Source organism: Nostoc edaphicum CCNP1411 (assembly GCF_014023275.1).
In the GTDB taxonomy this organism is placed as follows: Bacteria; Cyanobacteriota; Cyanobacteriia; order Cyanobacteriales; family Nostocaceae; genus Nostoc; species Nostoc edaphicum_A.
Map to the genome: position 1 here is coordinate 6,012,047 of NZ_CP054698.1, position 21,875 is coordinate 6,033,921.

Sequence of the window (21,875 nt, forward strand, 5' to 3'; positions counted from 1 at the left end):
CGCGATTCATCGCGTCTCCTAACTTATTTTGACGCGAGTTGCTCTATTAACATTACCACTTTCGGCATCACGGACTTTTTTGCTCCGCCACAGCAAAATAATTGGTGTGCCTTTAAATCCTAGCTGTTGCCTAAATTGCCGTTCAATGTAGCGGCGGTAGTTGTCGTTGAAGCGTTTGGAATCATTGACAAATAGTGCGATCGTTGGTGGTTGGCTACTTACTTGTGTACCATAATAAATCTTACCCTGACGCCCACCACGAGATGCTGGCGGTGAATGCCAACTGACGGCATCTGTTAAAACTTCATTAATTACTGATGTGCTGACACGGCGTTTGTGTGATTCAGCCGCCGTTTTCACTAATTCGAGAATCTTTTCTACCCGTTGTCCTGACAAGGCACTCACAAAGATTGTTTCTGCCCATTCAGTAAAATGTAACCGTGATTGCAGAGTTTTTTCGTAGTCGTAGATTGTGTAAGAGTCTTTTTCGACGGCATCCCACTTATTAACGACGATGATGCAAGCTCGACCTTCCTCGATAATCCGCCCAGCTAATTTTTGGTCTTGCTCAGTAACTCCATCTACGGCATCTATTACTAATAAAACCACATCAGCGCGGCGAATCGCTTTGAAAGCCCGATTAATACTAAAAAATTCCGTGCCGTATTCGATGTGTTTCTTTTTGCGAATGCCGGCGGTGTCAATCAAGCGGTAAGTTTGTCCATCCCGTTCAATGACGGTATCAATAGCATCACGGGTTGTGCCGGAAATTGGGCTGACAATTGCCCTCTCTTCCCCGACAAAAGAATTGAGTAAGCTCGATTTGCCCACATTGGGGCGACCCACAATTGCTACTTTGATTTCATTCGTGTCTGGGATATCCTCAATAGCAGGGATGTGATTAACTAACTCGTCGAGTAATTCTCCTGTACCACTGCCATGAATTGCGGAGATAGGGTAAGGTTCGCCCAATCCCAATTCCCAAAATTCGGCAGCTTGCATTAAGCCTTGGTCTGGAGATTCACATTTATTTACAGCTAGTAGTACAGGTACGCGTTGTTGGCGCATCCATTCGGCGATTTCTAAATCTGCCGATGTGGGGCCTGTTTGACCATCGACTACAAAAATAGCGCCACATGCTTCTGCAAGGGCTGTCATTGCCTGTTGGCGAATCAGTGGTAAAAATTCGGTATCATCATTAAAAACTAAGCCACCAGTGTCTACCACTAAAAATTCGCGGCCATTCCAGAAAGCCGGCATGTAAGTGCGATCGCGTGTCACTCCCGGTTCATCATGGACAATCGCCGTTTGTTCCCCGGCGAGTCGATTAACCAGGGTGGATTTGCCCACATTTGGGCGTCCGATAATTGCAACAATTGGCAGTGCCATAAAACCAGGGTAAGTGAGAGACGTAGTATATCATGTACTTACATTTTACTCACTTTAAACTTGAAGTTTTAATTTAATTTTTGGGGATTGGGGACTGGGGACTAGGGACTGGGTATTGGGGACTAGGAAAGAAAAGATGAGTAAGATTTGCTTGGATTCCAATGCCCACCTATTTAGTGATGTCATACTTTTAAAAATAAAAAAGGTAGGAAATCCTACCTTTTACCCAAAAAAAGCATTTTGTAACCAAATACCAAATTAAATATCACACACGCTTTTGACGTATCGATTGCAAACCTATGACGAAGTTGTGACGTTTAATTTGTAGCTGATTTCGCGATTACTCCCAGTTGCAACCCTATTGGATAACTTCCTTCTTCCTTGATGCGCTTAATTTCAGCATCGGTTATCCGTAAATTTAACTTTTGTGCTAGCGATCGCACAATATCTCCCCGGTCAATTACACCAGCTACAGCACCAGCGGGAGAAAGCACGGTAATTCTAGGTAACTGCTCATTTTCTAGCTTGTTAATTACCTCAGCGATCGATGTTGATTCTGTAACGGTAGGTATTTCTGTCAATGGACGCACTATGCTGTGTAAGGTTTCGGTTTCCCATTGGCTCCTTTGGGTTAAACGGAAATCATCAATGGAAACTAGACCCCGATAACGTCCATCAGAAGCAGCAAAATAAACCTGTGAGGGAGCGGTTTCCAAGAGGTATAAATCGGCAAAGGAGCGCAATGTCTGGTCAGCATCAATGACTCGAAAATCACGGGTCATTGCATCGGACGCCACCACCTTGAGTAGGCTTTCTTGCAATGTAGTCATGTTGTCATAGTTGTTGGCGTTGCGGACAGCAAACCAACCTAACAGCGCAATCCACAAACCAGCTACTAACTCCCTGGTCACAAAATCTACAACAAATCCTAAAGCGATCGCAGCATAACCCAATATTTGCCCTGCCTTTGCGGCCCAGTGTACGGCTTGAAAGCGATTACCTGTTATTTGCCATAGTGCTGCTTTTAACACTTGCCCTCCATCAAGAGGTAAGCCGGGAATCAGGTTAAATAGAGCCACAACTAGGTTAATTCTCGCCAAATCTCCGACCATGACACTGAGGGGATTAGTCTCAGGTATCAGAATAGCTACTAGCCGGAGCAGGAAAAATAGGATGATACTGACCAAGGGCCCAGCGATCGCAACTTGAAAAGCTTTGGCTGGAGTTTTAGATTCTTCTTCAATAGCAGCAATTCCGCCAAACATAAATAGAGTAATTGAATTAACTCTAATGCCTTGCGATCGGGCTACTAAGCTATGACCCAACTCATGTAACAATACTGAACCAAATAGCAGCAGTGCCATAACTATTCCAGCACTCCAAGCTATAAGATTCCCCCATTCCTGATAAGCTACCCCAAAATTGAGGGTTGCCAACCCTAAAATCACAAACCATAATGGGTCTAAAAATAGGGGAATTCCAAATAAAGACCCAATTCTCCAATTTGTTTGCATTACATTGTCCTAAAACTAAATATGCCAGTAGTTTTTATACTGGAATACTACGCATACTTGTATACAAATTTATTATTAAGCATCAATTCGGTAGTGCCGAGTGACGCAATGCTCTTACTTTCTAGAATAGACAATTAATGGCTTTTAGTTGTGGGCATTGGGCATTGGGAAGAGGCAGAGGGGTAGGGAGTAGGGAGCAGAGGGGAAAGAGAGGTAATTTTAATTTTTTATTCTCTCCCTTGCCGACTGCTCCCTGCTCCCTTGCTTCTTCCCTACTCCCCACTCCCTCTGCCCAAAATTGTTTTAAGAGTGTTTGTATTGACCGCGGCGTTACAAGTAACGCCGCGGTCATCAAAAACTATAGACGACCGATGTTAGTCAGTCCTAAAACGATGCCAATGCCGATAATATGACCAAAAGCCATCGCACCAACGAATGTTGGAATACTAATTGGCAAGATAGGGAACTTGGGGCCAACTAGGGGTTTTTCAATCCTAGTACTTAGTAAAACCATTACTAAGCTACTAACACTGATGATGATTGCTACTGTAGGATTCCACACAGGTGTTGCGGGAACAGATGCAGCTACTGCTAGAAAAATAGAGGAAATCAAGCTTTTGTCTCCTAAAGGGAAAAGTTAATCGTAGACCAACAAGATTATAAAATTACAAGGCCCAAAAGTTTTTTAGATAGTTTAGACTTTTCAAGTGATTATTTAAATTTGTCAGATATTCATGCGCGTTAAGATTTGCGGCATTACTCAACCAGAGCAGTCTATAGCGATCGCCTCTCTTGGCGCAACGGCACTAGGATTTATTTGTGTACCAACTTCACCTCGCTACGTTACCACGTTGCAAATTCGGGCAGCAGTGGCAGAACTCCCGGCAAATATTGACACAATTGGTGTTTTTGCTAACGCCAGCATCCCCGAAATCAATCAGATAGTTGTTGATTCTGGGTTGACAGGCGTCCAGTTACACGGAGATGAATCACCAGATTTTTGCTACCATTTGCGTCAATCTTTACCCAAGGTCGAAATTATCAAAGCACTGAGAATTCAGAGTCTTGAGCATCTTGACACAACTACTGATTACACAAAATATGTGGATACTTTGCTACTTGACGCCTATCATTCGCAACAGCTGGGTGGTACAGGTAAAACTTTAGATTGGACGATGCTAGAACAATTTAGCCCTAGTTGTCCTTGGTTTTTAGCAGGAGGACTAACAGCCGATAATATTGTGGAAGCCCTAAGTCAGGTTAATCCTAGCGGCATTGATTTATCTAGTGGTGTGGAACGAACACCTGGAGATAAGGATTTAGATAAAGTAGCCAAACTATTTCAGAGCCTAGAAAACATTGAGTTACTTAGACGTTAGGAGTTAGGAGTTAATTTACAACTCCTAACTCCTAACTCAGCACTCAGCACTCAGCACTCAAAAAAATGCTGGTTGGTGACGAATCAAGTTAAAAAATTCTTCACGAGTTTTTTGTTCTTCTTGGAACACACCAACCATTGCGCTAGTGACAGTCCAAGAACCTGGTTTCTGCACGCCCCGCATCACCATGCACATGTGGCTAGCTTCCATCACAACGGCAACGCCTTGAGGTTCTAGAATGGTCTGGATTGCTTCGGCAATTTGGCGCGTTAATCTCTCCTGCACTTGTAAGCGGCGAGAATACATCTCAACAATGCGGGCTAGCTTACTCAATCCCACTACTTTTTGGTTGGGGATATAAGCAACGTGCGCTCTACCCATAAATGGCAGCATGTGGTGTTCGCACAGACTAAAGAAATTAATATCTCTAACTAGCACCATCTCGCTATGCCCTTCATCAAAGATGGCATCGTTAACTAGTTCTTCAAGAGATTGGTTATAGCCACTGGTAAGAAACCGCATTGCTTCGGCTACTCGTTTGGGTGTTTTGAGGAGTCCTTCGCGTTCTGGATCTTCACCAACGCCCAATATTAATGTCCGCACGGCGTCTTTCATTTCCTCCATCTGTTCCTCTTTTGGTGGGCACACATCTGCTGGTCGCCCATTATGAGTATTGCGATCGGGTCTAGGAGTTATGGCTTCTGCCAAGTCGGGAATCAGAGGCGATTGAGAGTAATTGGAACCGTTGGAACTAGCAATAGTCATGATTCAGTCTTGGTTATGGTTTAGTCGTTGGTCATTTGTCATTGATCATTTGTCATTGGTCATTTGCTTTATACAAAGGACAAAGGACAAGGGACAAATGACAAATTAGAGTGCGCCAGCGCTGGGCATCAGGATTAATTCATCAATCACTGCCTGTTGTGGTAAAAGTACAGCGTAAAGAATTGACTGAGCCACAATTTCCGGGGTTAACATTTTGGAACGGTCTAGGTTGACATGGACTGTTTCTGTATCCCAAAGTTCGGTATTGACTGCACCGGGACAAATAGCTGTGACACGAATGCCGTGGGTGCGTTCTTCTTGCGCCAGGGTTTGAGTGAGGGCAATCAAACCAGCCTTGCTGACGCTATATGCTCCCCAACCAGGAAAGGGCTGCTTGGCGGCAATTGAAGCGACATTGATAATTGTGCCTGTGCCCCGATCGCGCATTGAAGGTAAAATCCCCATAATGCACCCAAACACGCTTGTGAGATTCAAGTCAATTACCTGTTGCCAGTCTTCTAGGGGAGTTTCGCTTAAAGTGGCTGTATAGGCTATGCCCGCATTGTTTACCAGAATGTCTATATCACCAAAGTCTAGGGCGATCGCTTGGATCTTGTCTTTGACTTCGGAGATCCGCGCTAAATCTACAGCGTAAGCTTTCGCTTCCACCCCAGTATGCTCTACTGCTTCTCTTACCGCCTCTAACTTATCCAATGAACGACTGACTAAGGCGACATCTATCCCCGCTTTTGCAAAGGCTAAAGCCGTTGCTTTCCCAATTCCACTACTGGCCCCAGTAATCAGGGCGCGTCGTTTTTGCTCAACACTCATGGTGTCTCCCAATTTTTTGGCAGTTCCCAAAGCCTATTACCATCCAATTATTTGCATTTATTTGGTTTGGATAGATTAAAGGAGTCTAAAAATCTGATGATTTTCATTAGGCAAATGCTATGATGCTGCACAATAGTACCCATATTGTGGGTTTTAGCAGTGAAGACAACAAATCATTGCCTGGAAAACCACGCTGTACATTCAAATTAGATTATTTACAAAATACAAAACCCACTCAATTAAGTTGAGTAGATTTAGCAAACATGCAAATGCCTATGGCTAGATTGTTAAAAATCTTTAAGCACATAGGCAATTATAGCATTGCTGATCGGCTAATCAATCATTAATGAAGTGCTGTTAGTGGGCAACTTCTGTAAAAACACCAATTTTGCGGAATTTTTCATAACGCAGTTGGCGGCGTTCTGGAGCGGTTAAACGATTGAGTTCGTCCAAATTTTCTAGCAGCACTTGCTTAAGAGTATTAGCGGCTTTTAGAGGGTCGGAATGAGCGCCACCAGTGGGTTCGGGCAGTATTTGGTCAATAATTCCCAATTTTTTCAGGTCGTGGGAAATAATTTTCAGAGCCACGGCGGCTTGGGGAGCCTTACCAGCATCTTTCCACAAAATGGCGGCGCAGGCTTCGGGAGTGGCAACGGTATAAACGGAGTGTTCAAACATGAGTAGGCGATCGCCTACGCCGATACCGAGTGCGCCACCAGAACCGCCTTCACCAATGACTGTGCAGATAATTGGCACATCTAAGCAGAACATTTCCCGCAAGTTGTAAGCGATCGCTTCTCCTTGACCTTGGTGTTCTGCTTCTACCCCAGACCAAGCTCCTGGTGTGTCGATAAAAGTTAGTATCGGCATACTAAACTTATTGGCGTGTTCCATCAACCGCATGGCTTTGCGGTAGCCGCCAGGGTAAGGCATTCCAAAGTTACGGGCAATATTGTCTTTAGTATCCCGTCCTTTTTGATGACCCAACATCACCACAGGTTGTCCACTCAGACGACCGACACCACCAACTAAAGCCGGATCGTCACCACCACAGCGATCGCCATGTAATTCCATCCATTCATCACTAATAGCCTGAATGTAATCGAGAGTACTGGGGCGACGCGGATGACGAGCGACTTGCAATCGCTGAGACGGGGATAGACTCGTGAAAATTTCCTCACGCAGTTGCATGGCACGTGCTTCTAGTTGGCGAATTTGACCAGAAACATCGACGCCATTTTCTTCTGCAAGTTGCCGAATTTGATCAATTCGGGTTGCAAGTTCTGCTAGGGGTTTTTCAAAATCTAGCAGTAGCGGTTTACGCTCGGTAGTTGCCATCGTAGGGGTTATAAGTTACGAGTTATAAGTTATCTATCCTTTGTCCTTAGTCTTTTGTCAGTTGTCCTTTGTCCTTTGTCCGAATGCTAATGACAAATGACTAATGACAAATGACTAATGACCAATGACTAAACTAGCAGCGGTCTAAATCCATGTTTTACTGACACCCGACCAATCTGCTCCATTTTGTCTACGGTAATCTGATTCCGTCCCCACGAAAAGTTCGTGTATAACTTCTCAAATTCCAGCAGCATTGATTCGGCAAAACAAGCAAACAACTGACGGGCTGGCACGTCCATATTGACTATTTTCATAATCTTCCAGTCAATATCCAGGGAATGCTCTACGATTCCACCATTTAATACGTGTACACCAGGATGCTGAATTTTGGTTGCTAAGTTTTTCGGATAACCACCATCAATCAACAAACAGGGTTGTTTCAAAGTAGTGGGGTCAATTTCCACGCCTCTGGGCATACTAGCAACCCAAACTACAACATCAGCTTGGGGCAGTGCTTCTGTCAAGCCCATGATTTTCCCTCGCCCCAATTCGCCTTGCAACTCTTTGAGACGTTCTTGATCACGGGCGATCAACAAAAGTTCTTGGACATCTGTTTTCGCATCTAGCCAGCGTGTAACTGCACTACCAATATCCCCAGTTGCCCCACATATAGCAACAGTCGCTTTTGACAGATCAATTCCCAGTTGTTTTGACGCTTCTTCCACCTGCTTACAAATAATGTAGGCAGTATGTGTGTTTCCAGTGGTGAAGCGTTCAAACTCTAGTTTGATGTTGCGGACTTGGCTAAACTGCTCTAACTTAAAGTTTTCAAAAATAATTGAGGAAAATCCGCCTAAAGCTGTGATGTTAATGCCGTGCTTTTGTGCATGGGCCATGGCGTTGAGGATTTTGCGCGTTGCGGCTTTGATGCGGCGACTAGCTAGCATTTCCGGCAAAAAGCAAGACTCTACATATCTTCCTTCAATTTGTTGTCCAGTTACACTGGTGACAATAATGGTATCAACAATTTGCGGTGGGGCGCTACACCAAAAGTCTAACCCTTGATCGGCATATTCTGGGTATCCCAATTCTTGAGCTACCGCTTGAGCGTGTTCTAAACTAGTCAGATGTCCAATTAGACCAAACATGTAGTGATTATTAGGCTTATGCTATTTTGAGGCGTGGAATTTAGTAGAGTTGGGAGTTAGGAGTTCTGAGTTCTGAATTTCAACTACTCAGCACTCAGCACTCGTTACTGGGCAATCTTTTAAGCGGCGATGAGTCCGTAGGCTGACAAGCGCATGATATCGCGAGTCGTGAAACCGATGTTACTTAATGCTTCACCGTACTGAATCATAAAGTCTTCTACTAAAGCATCTTTTTCCATTGCCATTGTGTGAGCATCACCTTCTACTTGGTTGAGCATTCTCCAGACGATGGGTAGGTTCTGGCGGTTTGCAAGTTCAAGTTCAGCTTTGGCTTCTGTAAAGTTTTCTTTTAACCAAACTTCTCCAAAGTTGAGGTGGCTATATTCTTCTTTTACTACTCCCTCAGTGATTTTGCGGGCAAAAGCGTCGGCGACGGGGATGTAAATGTTATATGCTGCGATCGCAAAACATTCGATAATCAAAGACTGAATCAATAGACAAGTGACGACTTTACCTTCTGCCGCCGCAGTTTGGAAGTTTTGGTGTAGTCCAGAGAAAAACTCCTTGGCAAATTCCAAATCTGGGGTGACTTCCAAGTTGCGCCCACAAGCTTCAAATCCTTTCTTGTGGCGGCTTTCCATCTTGGATAAGCGAATCAATTCATCATGAGATTCCGGCAGCAGTTGGGCTAGGGTGATGTAATTTTCATGGGCTTCTTGTTCCCCTTCAATCACGATCGCATTAATCCGGCTATAAGCATCTTTGTATGTTTCGCTCTTGAAATCTAATCCTTTAAATTCGTCTGTAAGCTGCGGCATGGTTATGTTTACTCCTGTAAAGGAAGAATTATTGGACACCAGGATTCAATTTACCCTATGAACTGAGGGTAACAATCACTGTGGTTTAATTTAACTTAACAAGTAACTATGTTTATAGATTAACTGTTGCTGGAGGAGATGCTCTAGTCCTAGCGAAACAAATGCTTTGCAGTTCAAGTTATGTCTAAACCAAACCCGAATTTGAAATCTGGCGATTTTTTGAGCCTAGTAGTCTTACTCCTAGGGGCATTTATCGTTCTACTACCGCTGTTTGTGGTCTTTCTCACCTCCTTTGCACCGACCGCCGCCAGCCCAGAAAATTTGTCCAAAAATAACTGGTCTTTAGCAAATTACCGCGTTGCGTGGCAACAGGGAAAATTTTTGCTGGCGTTTGCTAATTCTACCTTGGTAGCGATCGCTGTGACGGCGTTTCAGATTGTCACTTCTGCTTTGGCTGGTTACGCCTTAGCACGCCTGAAGTTTTGGGGACGCCAAGCACTGCTATTAGTCGTTTTAGCAACTTTGGTAATTCCCTTTCAGTTATTGGTGATTCCCATCTTTTTGGTTTTGAAGTGGGGACACTTGATAAATACATATTGGGCGCTTATTTTACCCACTGCGGTCAACGGGTTTGGGATTTTCTTGTTACGTCAGTATTTCCAGACAATTCCCGTGGAATTAGAGGAAGCCGCAGCCATAGATGGGGCGAACCGACTGCAAATTTTGTGGCGAGTGATGTTACCTTTAGCCCGTCCGGCGTTGGTGACACTATTTTTGTTCACTTTCATCGGTGAATGGAATGATTTATTTAAGCCTTTAGTATTTACGACACGACCAGAATTAAGAACGGTGCAGCTGGCATTGGCAGAGTTTCAAGAACAATTTACGAATAATTGGCCCTTGATGATGGCAGCAGTGACCATAGCGACAGTTCCAGTGATGGTATTATTTCTCATCGGTCAGCGTCAGTTCATTCAGGGTATTGCGGCGACGGGGATTAAGAATTAGCAACAAAACCTATATGTAGAGACGCGATAAATCGCGTCTTCAAAGACCAATCATCTACACCAATAACCATTAACCCAAGCGTATGTATAAAGGCAGTCCAGGATTAAAATATTAAGTTTTGTTACACTATGCGTAATTTTTCCTAGCCAAGCCGAATCAACAATGATACACATCCTTTAGGAAATGGAAACAGTTATGGACTCTGAAACATTACAGAAGTTACAAGCAGAAGTTGAGCAGAAACTACTTGAAAGCGTTAATAACGCTGGCTTATACGCATTGCTTGAAAAATACGGAGTATTAGATGATAGAGCTTTGACAGTTCAGTGGCAGTGCAATCTTGACCCAAATAAAATCAAATCTGGTAATGCAGGCACAGAACAGGAAATTGTTCTAATGGAAAATTCGTGGTGTATCCCTTGCCCGTCAACTGGCGACCCTTTCGGCTGCAACTGCTAAATAATTTAGTCTTTGTACTGTAAAAAGTTTATTCTAGTGAGTATAAAAATGCTGAACTTTGCATTTACTAGTTAGGCTACAGAGATAATTTTAAGTATCACTATACCTAATTAGCAAGGAGCAGTATTTCAATATACTCTTACTTTTTGGGTGCAAGTTTCTAATGTCTGGAAACCGAAGAAGTTGGTGCTGGGAGTTAGGAATAGTGAGTACTTTAGCAATTGCTGGAGTTCTCACTTTCTTTGAGAATTTTGCCTTAGCCCAAATACAAAGGGATGGCACACTTGGATCTGAAAGTTCAATCATTACGCCAAAGCTAATCGATGGTCAGTCTATAGACCAGATTGATGGTGGGGCAGTTCGTGGTACAAACTTATACCACAGCTTTGAACAGTTTTCTGTCTCTGCGGGAAGTACAGCCCACTTTAACAATGCAATAAATATTCAAAATATCATCAGTCGGGTAACAGGTAATTCGATTTCTAATATAGATGGCATTCTGAAAGCTAACGGCACAGCCAACCTGTTTCTGATTAATCCTAACGGCATTGTTTTTGGGTCAAATGCTTCTTTAAATATCGGCGGTTCATTTGTGGCAAGTACTGCGAGTAGCTTGAACTTTGCTGATGGTACAAAGTTTAGTGCTACATCTCCTCAAACTACACCTCTACTGACACTAAGTGTTCCCATTGGTTTGCAATTTGGAGCAACTGCTGCCCCCATCCGCAATCAATCCCAAGCCAAACCAGATGGCGCAGTTAATATCTTTAGGCAAGGCGTTGGTCTACAGGTGCAGCAAGGCAAAACCCTGGCACTGATAGGCGGTGATATAACACTAGAGGGGGGAAATATCACAGCAAAGGATGGAAGAGTTGAGTTAGGAAGCGTCGCTGGTAATAGTCTGGTTAGTTTAAGCCCAACAAATCAAGGTTGGGCATTTGGATATGAAGGTGTTCAAAATTTCCAGAACGTCGAAGTAATCCAGTTAAATAAAATTCGATCTACTGTAGATACTCATGGAGAGGATGGCGGCAATATCCACGTGCAAGGCAGACTCGTGCGGGTAGCTGGCGGTTTCCTAATTCTAGTTGATCTCTTTGGAGGGCAATCAGGAGGAGATTTGAGAGTGGACGCCTCAGAGTCTGTAGTAGTTGAACAAGATACACAACTGTTTACTCAGAGTTTATCAAACGGAAACTCTGGAAACATAAATGTCACTACTCAGAAGTTGGTGGTCAGAAGTGGGGCACAATTGCACGGGCAATTGACCATAAACGCATCAGATTCCGTGGAACTAATTGGCGGCACCTCCATTCCTGTGTTCCGAGATGGTAGTGATTTAATATCCAGTGGATTATTTAGTGCAACTTATGGCAATAAAAACGCTGGCAGTATCACAATTAATACTGGAAAGTTGCGTATCCAAGGAGGGGCAAGAATATCAACAAGCTCTGAGGGTATATATAGGTTTATTTCTAACCAACTTACACCAAAAAATACAGGAAAAGCAGGAAGCTTGACGGTAAACGCCTCTGATTCCGTAGAACTAATTGGAACCTCACCAAATGGTTCTAGACTCAGTGGTTTGTTTTCTGGAACTGAAGGGCCTGGAGATGGCGGAAACTTGACCCTAACTACAGGACAATTGATTATCAAGGATGGGGCTGCGATAACTGTGAGTAGCCAAGCTCGAAAAAATGTAATCTATATCGGAGATCCCACTAATTTAGGGAAAGCAGGTGATTTAAATATAATCGCTCGCTCCATACTTTTGGACAATAAGGGAAAACTCACAGCTGAAACCGAGTCAGGTTTAGGTGGGAATATTACGTTACAGGTGCGAGACTTATTATTGATGCGCCGCGAAAGCAAAATAACCACTAATGCAGGTAAGACAGGGCTTGGTGGAGATGGCGGTAATATCACCATCAAAGCACCTAATGGCTTTGTTGTCGCCGCTCCCTTTGCAAATAGCGATATCACTGCCAATGCCTTCTCTGGCTCTGGTGGTAAAATCACAATCACCACTAAAAATATCTTTGGGTTTGTATCCCGCACCCGTGCAGACGTAGAGAGACTTGATCCGGAAGAAATAAACCCGAAGAACCTACGAACAAGTGACATTACCGCATTTTCTCAACAAAACCCTTTATTAAATGGCACTGTACAAATCAACTCACCAGATGCTGACCCCAGTAAAGGATTAGTAGAATTGCCCGTAAATCTGGATGATGCTTCGCAGCAAATTACTGCTGGTTGTAATTCTGGTGGAAAAATAGCCAGTAGTTCATTTGTTGCTACTGGGCGTGGAGGACTAGCACCCGATCCCACGGAGCTATTGATAGCTGATGCGGTGCTAGCAGATTGGATCACACTCTCTCCAGAGAGTGAGAATCGTGCTGGCAGTCTTCAGAAAGAAGTGGGTGTTCAAGCGCAGCCAAATACAGAAGAAAAATCACAGAAAGTTAATTCTGTCAATGAACCTACTCAAATTGTGGAAGCCCAAGGATGGGTAATAGATGCCAATGGGAAGGTGGTTCTGGTTGCTCAAGTACCTATTGCATCGCCCCATAACTCCTCGCTCACCGCTACATCTTGTGCTGCTAATTAGGCCCTTTCTATTAAAGTAATTGCTCAGTGTGTTGGCGATCGCAACAGAAAGAAATAAGTTATGACTAAAATGATGTCATAATAGTCATCAAAACAAACATCATTTAATAGAACTGTATGGAGCAACAGACGGTTCGCACAACATTGACTATCCCACAAGATTTGTTAGAGGCAACGGATAAAGCCGTTCAGGCAGGAAAAGCCAAAAGCCGCAACGAGTTTGTAACACGGGCATTACGGCGTGAACTCGCTGTGCAAAAACGGGTAGAAATTGATGCAGCCTTAGCAGAAATGGCAAATGATGTAGAGTATCAAGCCGAAGTTTTGCAGATGGAGGCAGAATTTGCCCCGGCTCAGTGGGAAGCTTTGAAGTTAGAGGAAACTCCAGAATGAGACGGGGTGAAGTCTACGACGCCCGTCTAGAGCCGACTGAAGGATCAGAACAGGGTGGAACCCGTCCAGTCATTATTGTCAGTCGGGATGTAATTAATATTGCCAGTCCTGTGGTTCTGGCAGTTCCCTGTACAACCTATCGATCAAGTAAGCGCATCTATCCTACACAAGTTTTGATTCAAGCACCCAACGGTGGCTTAACCCATGACTCGCTCGCAATGACAGATCAAATTCGGGTACTCTCAAAATCACGCTTATTGCGTTTGCGGGGAATGCTTTTTGAGGAAACGATCGCCCAACTAAATCAAGCACTGTTGATTGCTCTTGATCTACCAGGGCAAGATGATCAAATACTCTTGGATGTAGATTAACCGCTTCACCGAAGAAAGGCAGAGGGCAGGAGGCAGGAGGTTTTAGAAAATAATTATTCCCTCTGCCAAAAGAGTTTGAGAGCAACTAAATTTATTTATGAAAAACAAAAAAATATGTATTTTGAGACGCGTAGCGCAAGAAATACAGTGTCCTTGTTTGCTCCTGCCTCCTGCCCCCTACCTTACCTCACCAACTGCGCGGCGGAATTGAAAAATTGACGACACAACCCCTTCGTGACTAAAAGTGTTGTCAACAAGTTAGCGAAAGCAACCATAAATATAATCAAAATTTCATAGGATACAGCATCCAGGGGTTTAACACCAGCTAGCAACTGTCCGGTGGTAATTCCTGGTATTGCCACCATACCGATGAGAATCATTTGATTGAGAGTAGGAATCAATCCGGCTTTAATGGCGTCTTTGCGATACTGGCTAACTGCTTGCTCTGGAGTTGCACCTAAGCTTAAATGAGTTTCTATTTCAAGATGGCTGGAATTAATGGTGCTGACAAGACGATCGCCTGCGATCGCAGCTGCATTGGTAGCATTACCTAAAACTATCCCTGCTAAAGGAATTATATACTGTGGTTCATACCATCTATCTGGTTGAATAATCAAAAAGTTGGTGTAAAACACTGTCAGGGCGGTACTAATTAAAATTGCACCCCACACCAAAGGCAACACATGAGGAATTTTTTGGCTGATGCGATTTCGTGCGACAATCGCCGTAATTGTCAGCATTATTACTAATAACGCCAAAACTGCCCAAGCATTGTCTAAAGCCAAGATGAAATCTAAAATGTATCCCAATACAAGAAGTTGTAAGATGGTTCTCCCAGTAGCAAGGGCTAAGTTCAACTCTAGTCCTAATTTTTCCCAGGCAGATAAACCAATGGCGATCGCCATCAATCCCACAGCAATAGCTAAATCCACAAAATCCAGCTTGATCAATTCCTGCATGGGTTCTCTATCTCCTAGTATTTTCTTCTCAAAGCAGCCCACACAAGAGGAACTTTGATCCGATGTGTTGGATCTTGGTTGATATATATCACTTTCATCAATTCAAAATTCCAAATGGTAAGACCTTAACATGGCAAACACCTAGTGTGCCTACTATCTGTAAATTAAATGTGCGGCAGTTTACCGCGCCACAATTTAAGTAAAAACCCTAATAGATGCGTATCTTGGGCGATAGTCTTTTAGTAGCTCCTATATTGATTAACAATTCAATCAGCAAAAATTGACTGTCGAAGTGCATCCTTTGTATCTCCCGATAAAATGAGAACTCATGATCCAAAGTGTAAATCCCATCCCTGCCTTTGATATCAAGCAGCAATACACCACCATCGAAGCAGAAGTAAGTGCAGCCGTCTTAGAGGTTTTAGCTTCTGGCCGCTATATTGGCGGCCCCTTAGTCGAAGGCTTTGAACAACAGTTTGCCGCTTATAATACTGTTACAGAATGTGTGGCTTGTAATTCTGGTACTGATGCGCTCTACTTAGCGTTACGAGTCTTGGACATTGGTGCAGGCGATGAAGTGATTACAACGCCTTTCACCTTTATTGCTACATCTGAAGTGATTAGCGCCGTTGGTGCAAAGCCTGTTTTCGTTGATATTGACGCTACTACGTTTAATTTAGATGTGGAGCAATTAGCGGCGGCCATTACACCCAAAACCAAAGCGATTATCCCGGTTCACCTATTTGGACAACCTGTGGATATGACATCATTAATGGCGATCGCTCAATCTCACAATTTGGCAATAATTGAAGATTGCGCTCAGTCTACAGGGGCAATGTGGGCTGATCAGAAAGTAGGAAGTATTGGACATATTGGTTGCTTTAGTTTCTACCCTACCAAAAATCTTGGTGGTTGTGGTGATGGCGGAGCAATAACGACTAATGATCCAGCGATCGCTACTAAACTCCGAATCCTACGAGATCATGGCAGTAAAATTAGATATTTACATGAAGAAATTGGTGTAAATAGCCGCTTGGATGCTCTCCAAGCAGCGATCTTGCAGATTAAGCTACGTTATTTAGATATTTGGAATGATCGCCGACGAGATATTGCCAACTATTACTACCAGTACCTTAGTCAAGTTCCGGGAATCGTCCCACCCCAAGAATTACCTGGGGGTAGTGGGGTATGGAATCAATATACTATTCGCATATCCGGCGAAGGGCGCAATGGTTCTAGCGCCAAATATCGAGATTGGGTGCGTAGTCAATTGCAAGAACAGGGCGTAAGTTCAATGATTTACTACCCCCATCCTTTACATTTGCAGCCAGTTTATCAAAATCTGGGCTATGAAATTGGGGACTTACCAATAGCAGAGCAAGCTTGCCATGAGGTTATATCCTTGCCCATGTTCCCAGAACTGACACAACAGCAGCAAGATCAGGTGATTTATGCGTTGAAGGATTGTTTGGGTTGAGGGGATAGGGGATAGGGGATAGGGGATAGGAAATTTTCATTTTACTACTCACCACTCCCCACTCCTCACTCCCTACTTCTTACTCAGCACTCAGCACTCAGAACTCAGCACTCAGAACTCTTGCAGCCGCTAAGGCTTCTACTAAGCCGCGCACAGCGGCAATCATTGCGATTTCGCTATTGAGTTGGTTGATGGCGGAACCAACACCAACACCCGCAGCACCAGCTGCGATCGCTAAAGGTGCAGTAACGTTAGAAATGCCTGAAGCACACAATACTGGCACTGACACTACACGGGAAATCTCAAAAGCTGCTGCCAAGGTGGGAGCAGCTTTTTCAATTAATCCTAGAGTTCCAGGGTGAACTGGGTTACTGCTAGTACCGCCTTCGGTTTGGATAATGTCCGCTCCAGCTTTCACCAATTCTTCTGCTAACTGTACCTGTTGATCTAGTTCCAGGATGTGGGGAACGGTGACAGATAGGGTGATGTCTGGGAAAAGAGCGCGGGTTTGCTTAGTCAGCGCTAGCACTTCCACAGCCTCAAAGCGGCGTCCTTGAGCATAGAAGGAATCGAAATTACCGATTTCAATTAAATCAGCACCAGCTGCCACTGCTTGCACAAATTTATCTGGCTCTACTGCTGACACACAAATAGGTAAATTTGTCAAACTTTTAGCTAGCTGGACTAAAGCTGGATCTGCGGCAATATCGACGAAAGTAGCACCGCCTAATTCAGCAGCTTTGACAGTAGCAGCAACGCTAGCAGCGTCGAAATTATTCAAACCGCTGATCACTTTTAGAACGCGGCGGTTAGTAAATGCACGTTTGAGTGTGGAATGCATCGTCATAGTTTGGCTTTTGAAGCTACGAAAATTAGGTATATTCTACCGTCCCTCAGTTGATGAGAGACTAAATCACTATAGTAGTTGCCAAATATTGATAATTTTATCGAATCAGGCAGGAGGCAGAGGGCAGTCTTGCTGGAGGAAAACCCGACGCCCGCAACTCGCTAACTCACATCTTGCACCTAGCCCTAGCGATTAGAAATCGCGGCTATACAAACGAACGCGAACAGCGTCTCGCAGAGAAGTCCGCCTGGTATCAATACACTTCAGATAAGACCAAAACATTTGTAGAGACGGCGATTTATCGCGTCTTGAAAACCTAAAATTTTGTACGATTAGCTCTTAACCCAAGCGTATTGCGCCTGGTATTGTGAAGACTAACGCAAAATCAAGGCTTTTCAACCTGCGGAGGCAGGTAAAGTCTCGTGTAGCCGCGACTAGAAATCGCCTGGTGCAAGATATAAGCTAAGGTGATGTCTGACAGGAGTACTCATTTAGGTGTAGATTATTCACCCCCTGCTATGAAATTTATTTTATTTAATAAAACTTAAAAGAGGTTTATTATCCTCTAAAATCTTTTGCAGAGATTTAGGTAAGATATATGGCTGATATTGTTGATATTGCAGTTACGGCTGAGTCTTTTAAAACACTGGTGGCTGCTGTACAAGCTGCTGGTTTAGTAGAAACATTAAAAAGTCCTGGTCCGTTCACTGTCTTTGCACCAAATGACGATGCTTTTGCCAAGTTACCAGCGGGAACTATCCAAACTCTGTTACAGAATATTCCCCAGCTAACGCGGATTCTAAAGTATCATGTCGTTCCAGGAAAGCTGCTAAAGGCTGATTTGGCAAAGATCGGAACGGTTAATTCTGTGGAAGGTTCACCCATTAAAATTGATTCTTCCGATGGTTTTGAAGTTAAAAATGCCACAGTTTTAGCAGCAGATATCGAAGCTGATAACGGTGTAGTACACGTTATCGATACAGTAATTTTACCGGGTTAATTCAGCTAGGGTGGAAAATACCCACCCTAGGTATCTAAAATCTTTAGAATTAACTAACTATTGAGTAGTATCAAAACGTAACTCAATAGTTTAATCTATGTTATATTCGCAATGTGATTACTCACTCATCTGTTCATATAGATTTCGTTATTTTAAAATAAAGTAAATTAAATTCTTAAAAAGCTAACATCTATCCCAACAAAATTAATGCTCGATTTTAACACCTTAGCTGAATTTTCTCGTGGCAACTGCATAGGTATCTGTGCATTTCTTGTACCAGCGAACTTGCTGGTCACAATTTTAACGATGAGCCTAGTAGCGTTACGTCGTCCATCATCTCAAGTGTGGCAATCTGCTGGAATTGCTAGCTTTTTCGCTTCTGTAATGATACTGCACGTATATACCTGGTTCCAGATTGGCGTGGTGATGGCTCCTACTTATATCTTGATGTCGCTAGCAATCACCTGCTTGGTAACTAATTTGGCAGCAATTCTTTTTCAAAGACGCTACAGCAACACTCCTAGTCTTTCCAACAATTCCTGAAATCTACACGTACTGTTGACGACATAATGACGATTAGTGAAATTTAAATTTTGGATTTTGGATTGAAATATTCAAAATTCAAACCTGGTTTCAGAGGAACTAGTACCGCAAGGCGGAATTAAAAATTAAAAATTAAAAATGAAGACAGCGTAAGGGTTTTGTTGATTGGGAATGGGTGGTTTATTTCCGCCGTGCTGTACTAGTTTGAACCATAGAAAAATCTCAAATCTCAAATCCCAAATTGATTGACACTTTTCCACTCATGTTCAAGGATGGCATATAGCCAAGAGTCTCGCCATTTTCCCTTAATCCAATGGTGTTCTCGCAAATAACCTTCTTGTTGCATTCCGATTTTTTGCATAACTCTTGCTGAGGCAATGTTTTCTGGGTGACAAGTTGCAAATATGCGATGTAAGTCCAACTCCTGAAAACCAAATGATACAACTGCTTTTACGGCTTCAGTTGCATATCCTTGTCCCCAAAATTCCTTAGTGAAAGAGTATCCAATAGAGCCTGTTTTGTTGTCAGTATCATGAACGGATATGCGACAGATGCCAATTAAGTGCTTTTGGGCTTTCAAAGTCACTGCCAAGGCAAAATGCTGACGGGGTTCTCCCCCTTGTAATGAGATCTCTCTTTGCAAAAAATTTTTGGTATCTTCTTCACTATTTGGGCCAAAGGTTAAATAACGTACAACTTCGCGATCGCTAGCGTATTTATGAACCGCTAACCAATCTGATTCTACAAAGTCTCGCAGTATCAGACGTTGGGTTTCTAATGGTAGATTCATTATTTTGAATGAACAAGCTACATACTAATAATCACAACCCAAAAAATATTCTAATCAAAGCTAGTCAAGATGTATAGTCTTTTATCTATGAAAGCAATTTAATATTTATTTAATATTAGGGCTTGTGAATTAACAATATTGACATATAAAGCTGTAAGCTATTGTTTATCGCATAAAATTTGAGTATAAATAAAACTTACAATTTAGGTAAGTTTTCCCAGTCACATTTTTGAACTGTTTTTGACCTAAGCCTTATCTATTGGGGATTCGTATTCAGCGACTCGTCATTTAGAAAGGTACTATAGGCTCCTGCTTTGCAAAGAATTAAAGTTTTTTTGCCTAATTTTTCATGTTCATAAAACATGAAACTTACTCAAAGTAGCTGGCAATTTTTACAACCCAAATTTATTTTGCTGTTTTTGTAACCAAAACCCCAGTATGTCATTGACTAATACGATCAATTTTAGAAACTTACAAGGCGATTTATTCGGTGGTCTAACTGCTGCGATCGTTTCGTTACCTCTAGCGCTGGCATTCGGTGTCGCCTCTGGTGCTGGGCCTGTAGCTGGTCTTTACGGTGCAGTTTGCGTCGGCTTTTTCGCAGCCTTATTTGGTGGGACACCAACCCTAATTTCTGAGCCAACCGGGCCAATGACCGTAGTCATGACTGCAATTGTCGGTTCCATGACCGCAGCTAACCCCGAAAACGGCTTGGCAATGGCATTTACCGTAGTCATGCTAGCGGGAATATTCCAAATCTTCTTTGGAATATTTAAGTTGGGTAAATACATTACCCTCATGCCTTACAGCGTCATTTCTGGCTTTATGTCTGGGATTGGCGTGATTCTGATTATTTTGCAGATTGCCCCTTTTGTCGGACAGCCAAATCCTAAAGGTGGCGTACTGGGGATGGTGCAAAATCTGCCTCAGTTATTAACTCAGATTAATCCTGCTGAAACAGCTTTGGGCTTGCTGACGCTGGCAATTATTTTCTTTATGCCATCCAAAATCAAGCGCTTTGCTCCTCCGCAGCTGGTGGCATTAATTATCGGAACTATAGTTTCTTTAACCATCTTCGGCGGTACGGATATCAGACGAATTGGGGAAATTCCTGTAGGATTGCCCACATTACAAATGCCTGCCTTCACTGCATCCCAAATGACAATCATGATTGTTGATGGGGCAATGTTGGGGATGTTGGGTTGTATTGATACTCTACTAACGGCAGTAATTGCAGACAGTTTGACTCGTACTGAACACAAATCTGACAAAGAATTGATTGGTCAAGGTATCGGTAATTTAGTATCTGGTTTGTGTGGTGGGCTACCTGGTGCTGGTGCCACGATGGGAACAGTAGTTAATATCCAAACTGGTGCTAGAACAGCTGTCTCTGGTTTAACTCGTGCATTAATTTTGTTAGTTGTAGTTTTGTGGGCTGCGCGTATCACTCAACCTATCCCAATGGCGGTATTGGCTGGTATTGCTCTCAAGGTGGGGGTTGACATTCTTGACTGGAGCTTCTTGAAACGCGCTCATAAGGTGTCGCTGAAAGGCACAATCATCATGTACGGTGTGTTATTTTTAACCGTATTTGTTGACTTGATTGTTGCCGTCGGCGTGGGAGTGTTCATTGCTAATATCTTAACTATCGATCGCCTCTCGGAATTACAATCTCAGGAAGTGAAGACAATTAGCGATGCCGATGATGCAATTGTCTTGAATGACGAAGAGAAAAAATGGCTTGATCTAGCTAATGGACGTGTTCTGCTATTTTACCTGAGCGGGCCGATGATTTTTGGAGTATCCAAAGCGATCGCTCGTGAACATTCAGCAATGGCAGACTCTGATGTGTTGATTATGGATTTGACAGATGTACCAATGTTGGGTGTGACTGCATCTTTGGCAATTGAAAACGCTATCAAAGATGCTAGTGAACAAGGTCGTCATGTGTTAGTTGTTGGTGCAACTAGCAAAGTCAAAAAGCGCTTAGACAAGTTTGGCATTTCGAGGTTTGTACCAGAGCATCACATGTTTGTAGATCGTGTAGATGCACTTAAACAAGCCGTTGCTTTAGTTAATCCTCATGCAAGTTCTGCTAATACTCCTGGGGTTAGCATCTAGACTGACACCTATTAATAATTCGTAATGACGCTCTCTACGAGACGCTAAAAGCGAACGCAGACTCGCTACCGCTACGCTAACGTAATTCGTAATTTAATTATTAATTACGAATTAC

Annotated in this window: 22 protein-coding genes; 11 read left to right on the forward strand and 11 right to left on the reverse strand. The window is 43.2% G+C overall.

Annotated features, from left to right (window positions below; translation table 11 throughout):
• Positions 1 to 18 precede the first annotated feature (18 nt).
• The 3 genes from der to psaK all read right to left on the reverse strand — a co-directional run bounded on the left by der (position 19) and on the right by psaK (position 3,516).
• Positions 19 to 1,389 carry a ribosome biogenesis GTPase Der gene (der, locus tag HUN01_RS28100; RefSeq protein WP_069068713.1) on the reverse strand — a complete coding sequence of 457 codons (1,371 nt, stop codon included), beginning with the start codon at positions 1,387 to 1,389 and terminating at the stop codon, positions 19 to 21.
• Between the two features lie 317 nt (positions 1,390 to 1,706).
• On the reverse strand, positions 1,707 to 2,903 hold the full coding sequence (locus HUN01_RS28105) for a site-2 protease family protein (protein ID WP_181928914.1): 1,197 nt from the start codon (positions 2,901 to 2,903) through the stop codon (positions 1,707 to 1,709).
• A 358-nt stretch (positions 2,904 to 3,261) separates the two neighbouring features.
• Positions 3,262 to 3,516 carry a photosystem I reaction center subunit PsaK gene (gene psaK / locus HUN01_RS28110; protein ID WP_181928915.1) on the reverse strand — a complete coding sequence of 85 codons (255 nt, stop codon included), beginning with the start codon at positions 3,514 to 3,516 and terminating at the stop codon, positions 3,262 to 3,264.
• A 121-nt stretch (positions 3,517 to 3,637) separates the two neighbouring features.
• Here psaK and HUN01_RS28115 point away from each other — a divergent pair, with 121 nt between their 5' ends.
• Positions 3,638 to 4,282, forward strand: a complete 645-nt coding sequence (locus HUN01_RS28115; RefSeq protein ID WP_181928916.1) for a phosphoribosylanthranilate isomerase — start codon at positions 3,638 to 3,640, stop codon at positions 4,280 to 4,282.
• Positions 4,283 to 4,339: 57 nt separating this feature from the next.
• On the opposite strand, the gene folE is transcribed toward HUN01_RS28115, so the two are convergent.
• The 5 genes from folE to HUN01_RS28140 all read right to left on the reverse strand — a co-directional run bounded on the left by folE (position 4,340) and on the right by HUN01_RS28140 (position 9,182).
• Positions 4,340 to 5,047, reverse strand: coding sequence for a GTP cyclohydrolase I FolE (folE, locus tag HUN01_RS28120; RefSeq protein ID WP_181928917.1), 708 nt, complete (start codon positions 5,045 to 5,047; stop codon positions 4,340 to 4,342).
• 105 nt (positions 5,048 to 5,152) lie between these two features.
• Positions 5,153 to 5,878: an SDR family oxidoreductase gene (locus HUN01_RS28125; protein WP_181932849.1), complete on the reverse strand. Its 726-nt coding sequence runs from the start codon at positions 5,876 to 5,878 to the stop codon at positions 5,153 to 5,155.
• Between the two features lie 357 nt (positions 5,879 to 6,235).
• Positions 6,236 to 7,216, reverse strand: a complete 981-nt coding sequence (locus HUN01_RS28130; protein ID WP_069073547.1) for an acetyl-CoA carboxylase carboxyltransferase subunit alpha — start codon at positions 7,214 to 7,216, stop codon at positions 6,236 to 6,238.
• A 128-nt stretch (positions 7,217 to 7,344) separates the two neighbouring features.
• Complete coding sequence (locus HUN01_RS28135) at positions 7,345 to 8,364, reverse strand: long-chain acyl-[acyl-carrier-protein] reductase (protein ID WP_181928918.1); 1,020 nt, start codon at positions 8,362 to 8,364, stop codon at positions 7,345 to 7,347.
• Between the two features lie 119 nt (positions 8,365 to 8,483).
• Positions 8,484 to 9,182 carry an aldehyde oxygenase (deformylating) gene (locus tag HUN01_RS28140; RefSeq protein ID WP_181928919.1) on the reverse strand — a complete coding sequence of 233 codons (699 nt, stop codon included), beginning with the start codon at positions 9,180 to 9,182 and terminating at the stop codon, positions 8,484 to 8,486.
• Positions 9,183 to 9,362: 180 nt separating this feature from the next.
• On the opposite strand from HUN01_RS28140, the gene HUN01_RS28145 reads away from it, so the two are divergent.
• The 5 genes from HUN01_RS28145 (at position 9,363) to HUN01_RS28165 (ending at position 14,023) form a co-directional block, all read left to right on the forward strand.
• A complete protein-coding gene (locus tag HUN01_RS28145; protein ID WP_181928920.1) occupies positions 9,363 to 10,190 on the forward strand; it encodes a carbohydrate ABC transporter permease in 828 nt (275 codons plus the stop codon).
• Positions 10,191 to 10,385: 195 nt separating this feature from the next.
• Positions 10,386 to 10,649 carry a hypothetical protein gene (locus tag HUN01_RS28150; protein ID WP_181928921.1) on the forward strand — a complete coding sequence of 88 codons (264 nt, stop codon included), beginning with the start codon at positions 10,386 to 10,388 and terminating at the stop codon, positions 10,647 to 10,649.
• A gap of 163 nt (positions 10,650 to 10,812) precedes the next feature.
• Complete coding sequence (locus tag HUN01_RS28155; protein WP_181928922.1) at positions 10,813 to 13,260, forward strand: filamentous hemagglutinin N-terminal domain-containing protein; 2,448 nt, start codon at positions 10,813 to 10,815, stop codon at positions 13,258 to 13,260.
• 116 nt (positions 13,261 to 13,376) lie between these two features.
• Positions 13,377 to 13,652 carry a ribbon-helix-helix domain-containing protein gene (locus tag HUN01_RS28160; RefSeq protein ID WP_181928923.1) on the forward strand — a complete coding sequence of 92 codons (276 nt, stop codon included), beginning with the start codon at positions 13,377 to 13,379 and terminating at the stop codon, positions 13,650 to 13,652.
• Positions 13,649 to 14,023 (forward strand): type II toxin-antitoxin system PemK/MazF family toxin, encoded by a 375-nt coding sequence (locus HUN01_RS28165; protein WP_181928924.1) that lies wholly within the window; start codon positions 13,649 to 13,651, stop codon positions 14,021 to 14,023. The genes HUN01_RS28160 and HUN01_RS28165 overlap by 4 nt, the downstream gene beginning before the upstream one ends.
• Before the next feature lie 182 nt (positions 14,024 to 14,205).
• Here HUN01_RS28165 and HUN01_RS28170 read toward each other — a convergent pair whose 3' ends face one another.
• Positions 14,206 to 14,982 (reverse strand): ABC transporter permease, encoded by a 777-nt coding sequence (locus tag HUN01_RS28170; RefSeq protein WP_181928925.1) that lies wholly within the window; start codon positions 14,980 to 14,982, stop codon positions 14,206 to 14,208.
• Between the two features lie 328 nt (positions 14,983 to 15,310).
• Here HUN01_RS28170 and HUN01_RS28175 point away from each other — a divergent pair, with 328 nt between their 5' ends.
• Positions 15,311 to 16,459: a DegT/DnrJ/EryC1/StrS family aminotransferase gene (locus HUN01_RS28175; protein ID WP_181928926.1), complete on the forward strand. Its 1,149-nt coding sequence runs from the start codon at positions 15,311 to 15,313 to the stop codon at positions 16,457 to 16,459.
• Between the two features lie 97 nt (positions 16,460 to 16,556).
• Here HUN01_RS28175 and HUN01_RS28180 read toward each other — a convergent pair whose 3' ends face one another.
• The gene (locus tag HUN01_RS28180) at positions 16,557 to 17,306 is read right to left on the reverse strand and encodes a DUF561 domain-containing protein (protein WP_181928927.1); all 750 of its coding nucleotides are present in this window, start codon (positions 17,304 to 17,306) and stop codon (positions 16,557 to 16,559) included.
• Positions 17,307 to 17,479: 173 nt separating this feature from the next.
• Here HUN01_RS28180 and HUN01_RS28185 point away from each other — a divergent pair, with 173 nt between their 5' ends.
• The 3 genes from HUN01_RS28185 (at position 17,480) to HUN01_RS28195 (ending at position 18,849) form a co-directional block, all read left to right on the forward strand.
• Positions 17,480 to 17,626 (forward strand): hypothetical protein, encoded by a 147-nt coding sequence (locus HUN01_RS28185; protein WP_181928928.1) that lies wholly within the window; start codon positions 17,480 to 17,482, stop codon positions 17,624 to 17,626.
• Positions 17,627 to 17,904: 278 nt separating this feature from the next.
• On the forward strand, positions 17,905 to 18,306 hold the full coding sequence (locus tag HUN01_RS28190) for a fasciclin domain-containing protein (RefSeq protein WP_181928929.1): 402 nt from the start codon (positions 17,905 to 17,907) through the stop codon (positions 18,304 to 18,306).
• 207 nt (positions 18,307 to 18,513) lie between these two features.
• Positions 18,514 to 18,849: a hypothetical protein gene (locus HUN01_RS28195; protein WP_181928930.1), complete on the forward strand. Its 336-nt coding sequence runs from the start codon at positions 18,514 to 18,516 to the stop codon at positions 18,847 to 18,849.
• Positions 18,850 to 19,078: 229 nt separating this feature from the next.
• Here HUN01_RS28195 and HUN01_RS28200 read toward each other — a convergent pair whose 3' ends face one another.
• Positions 19,079 to 19,639, reverse strand: a complete 561-nt coding sequence (locus HUN01_RS28200) for a GNAT family N-acetyltransferase (RefSeq protein ID WP_181928931.1) — start codon at positions 19,637 to 19,639, stop codon at positions 19,079 to 19,081.
• Positions 19,640 to 20,077: 438 nt separating this feature from the next.
• Here HUN01_RS28200 and bicA point away from each other — a divergent pair, with 438 nt between their 5' ends.
• The gene (gene bicA, locus HUN01_RS28205) at positions 20,078 to 21,760 is read left to right on the forward strand and encodes a bicarbonate transporter BicA (RefSeq protein ID WP_181928932.1); all 1,683 of its coding nucleotides are present in this window, start codon (positions 20,078 to 20,080) and stop codon (positions 21,758 to 21,760) included.
• Positions 21,761 to 21,875: the final 115 nt, after the last annotated feature.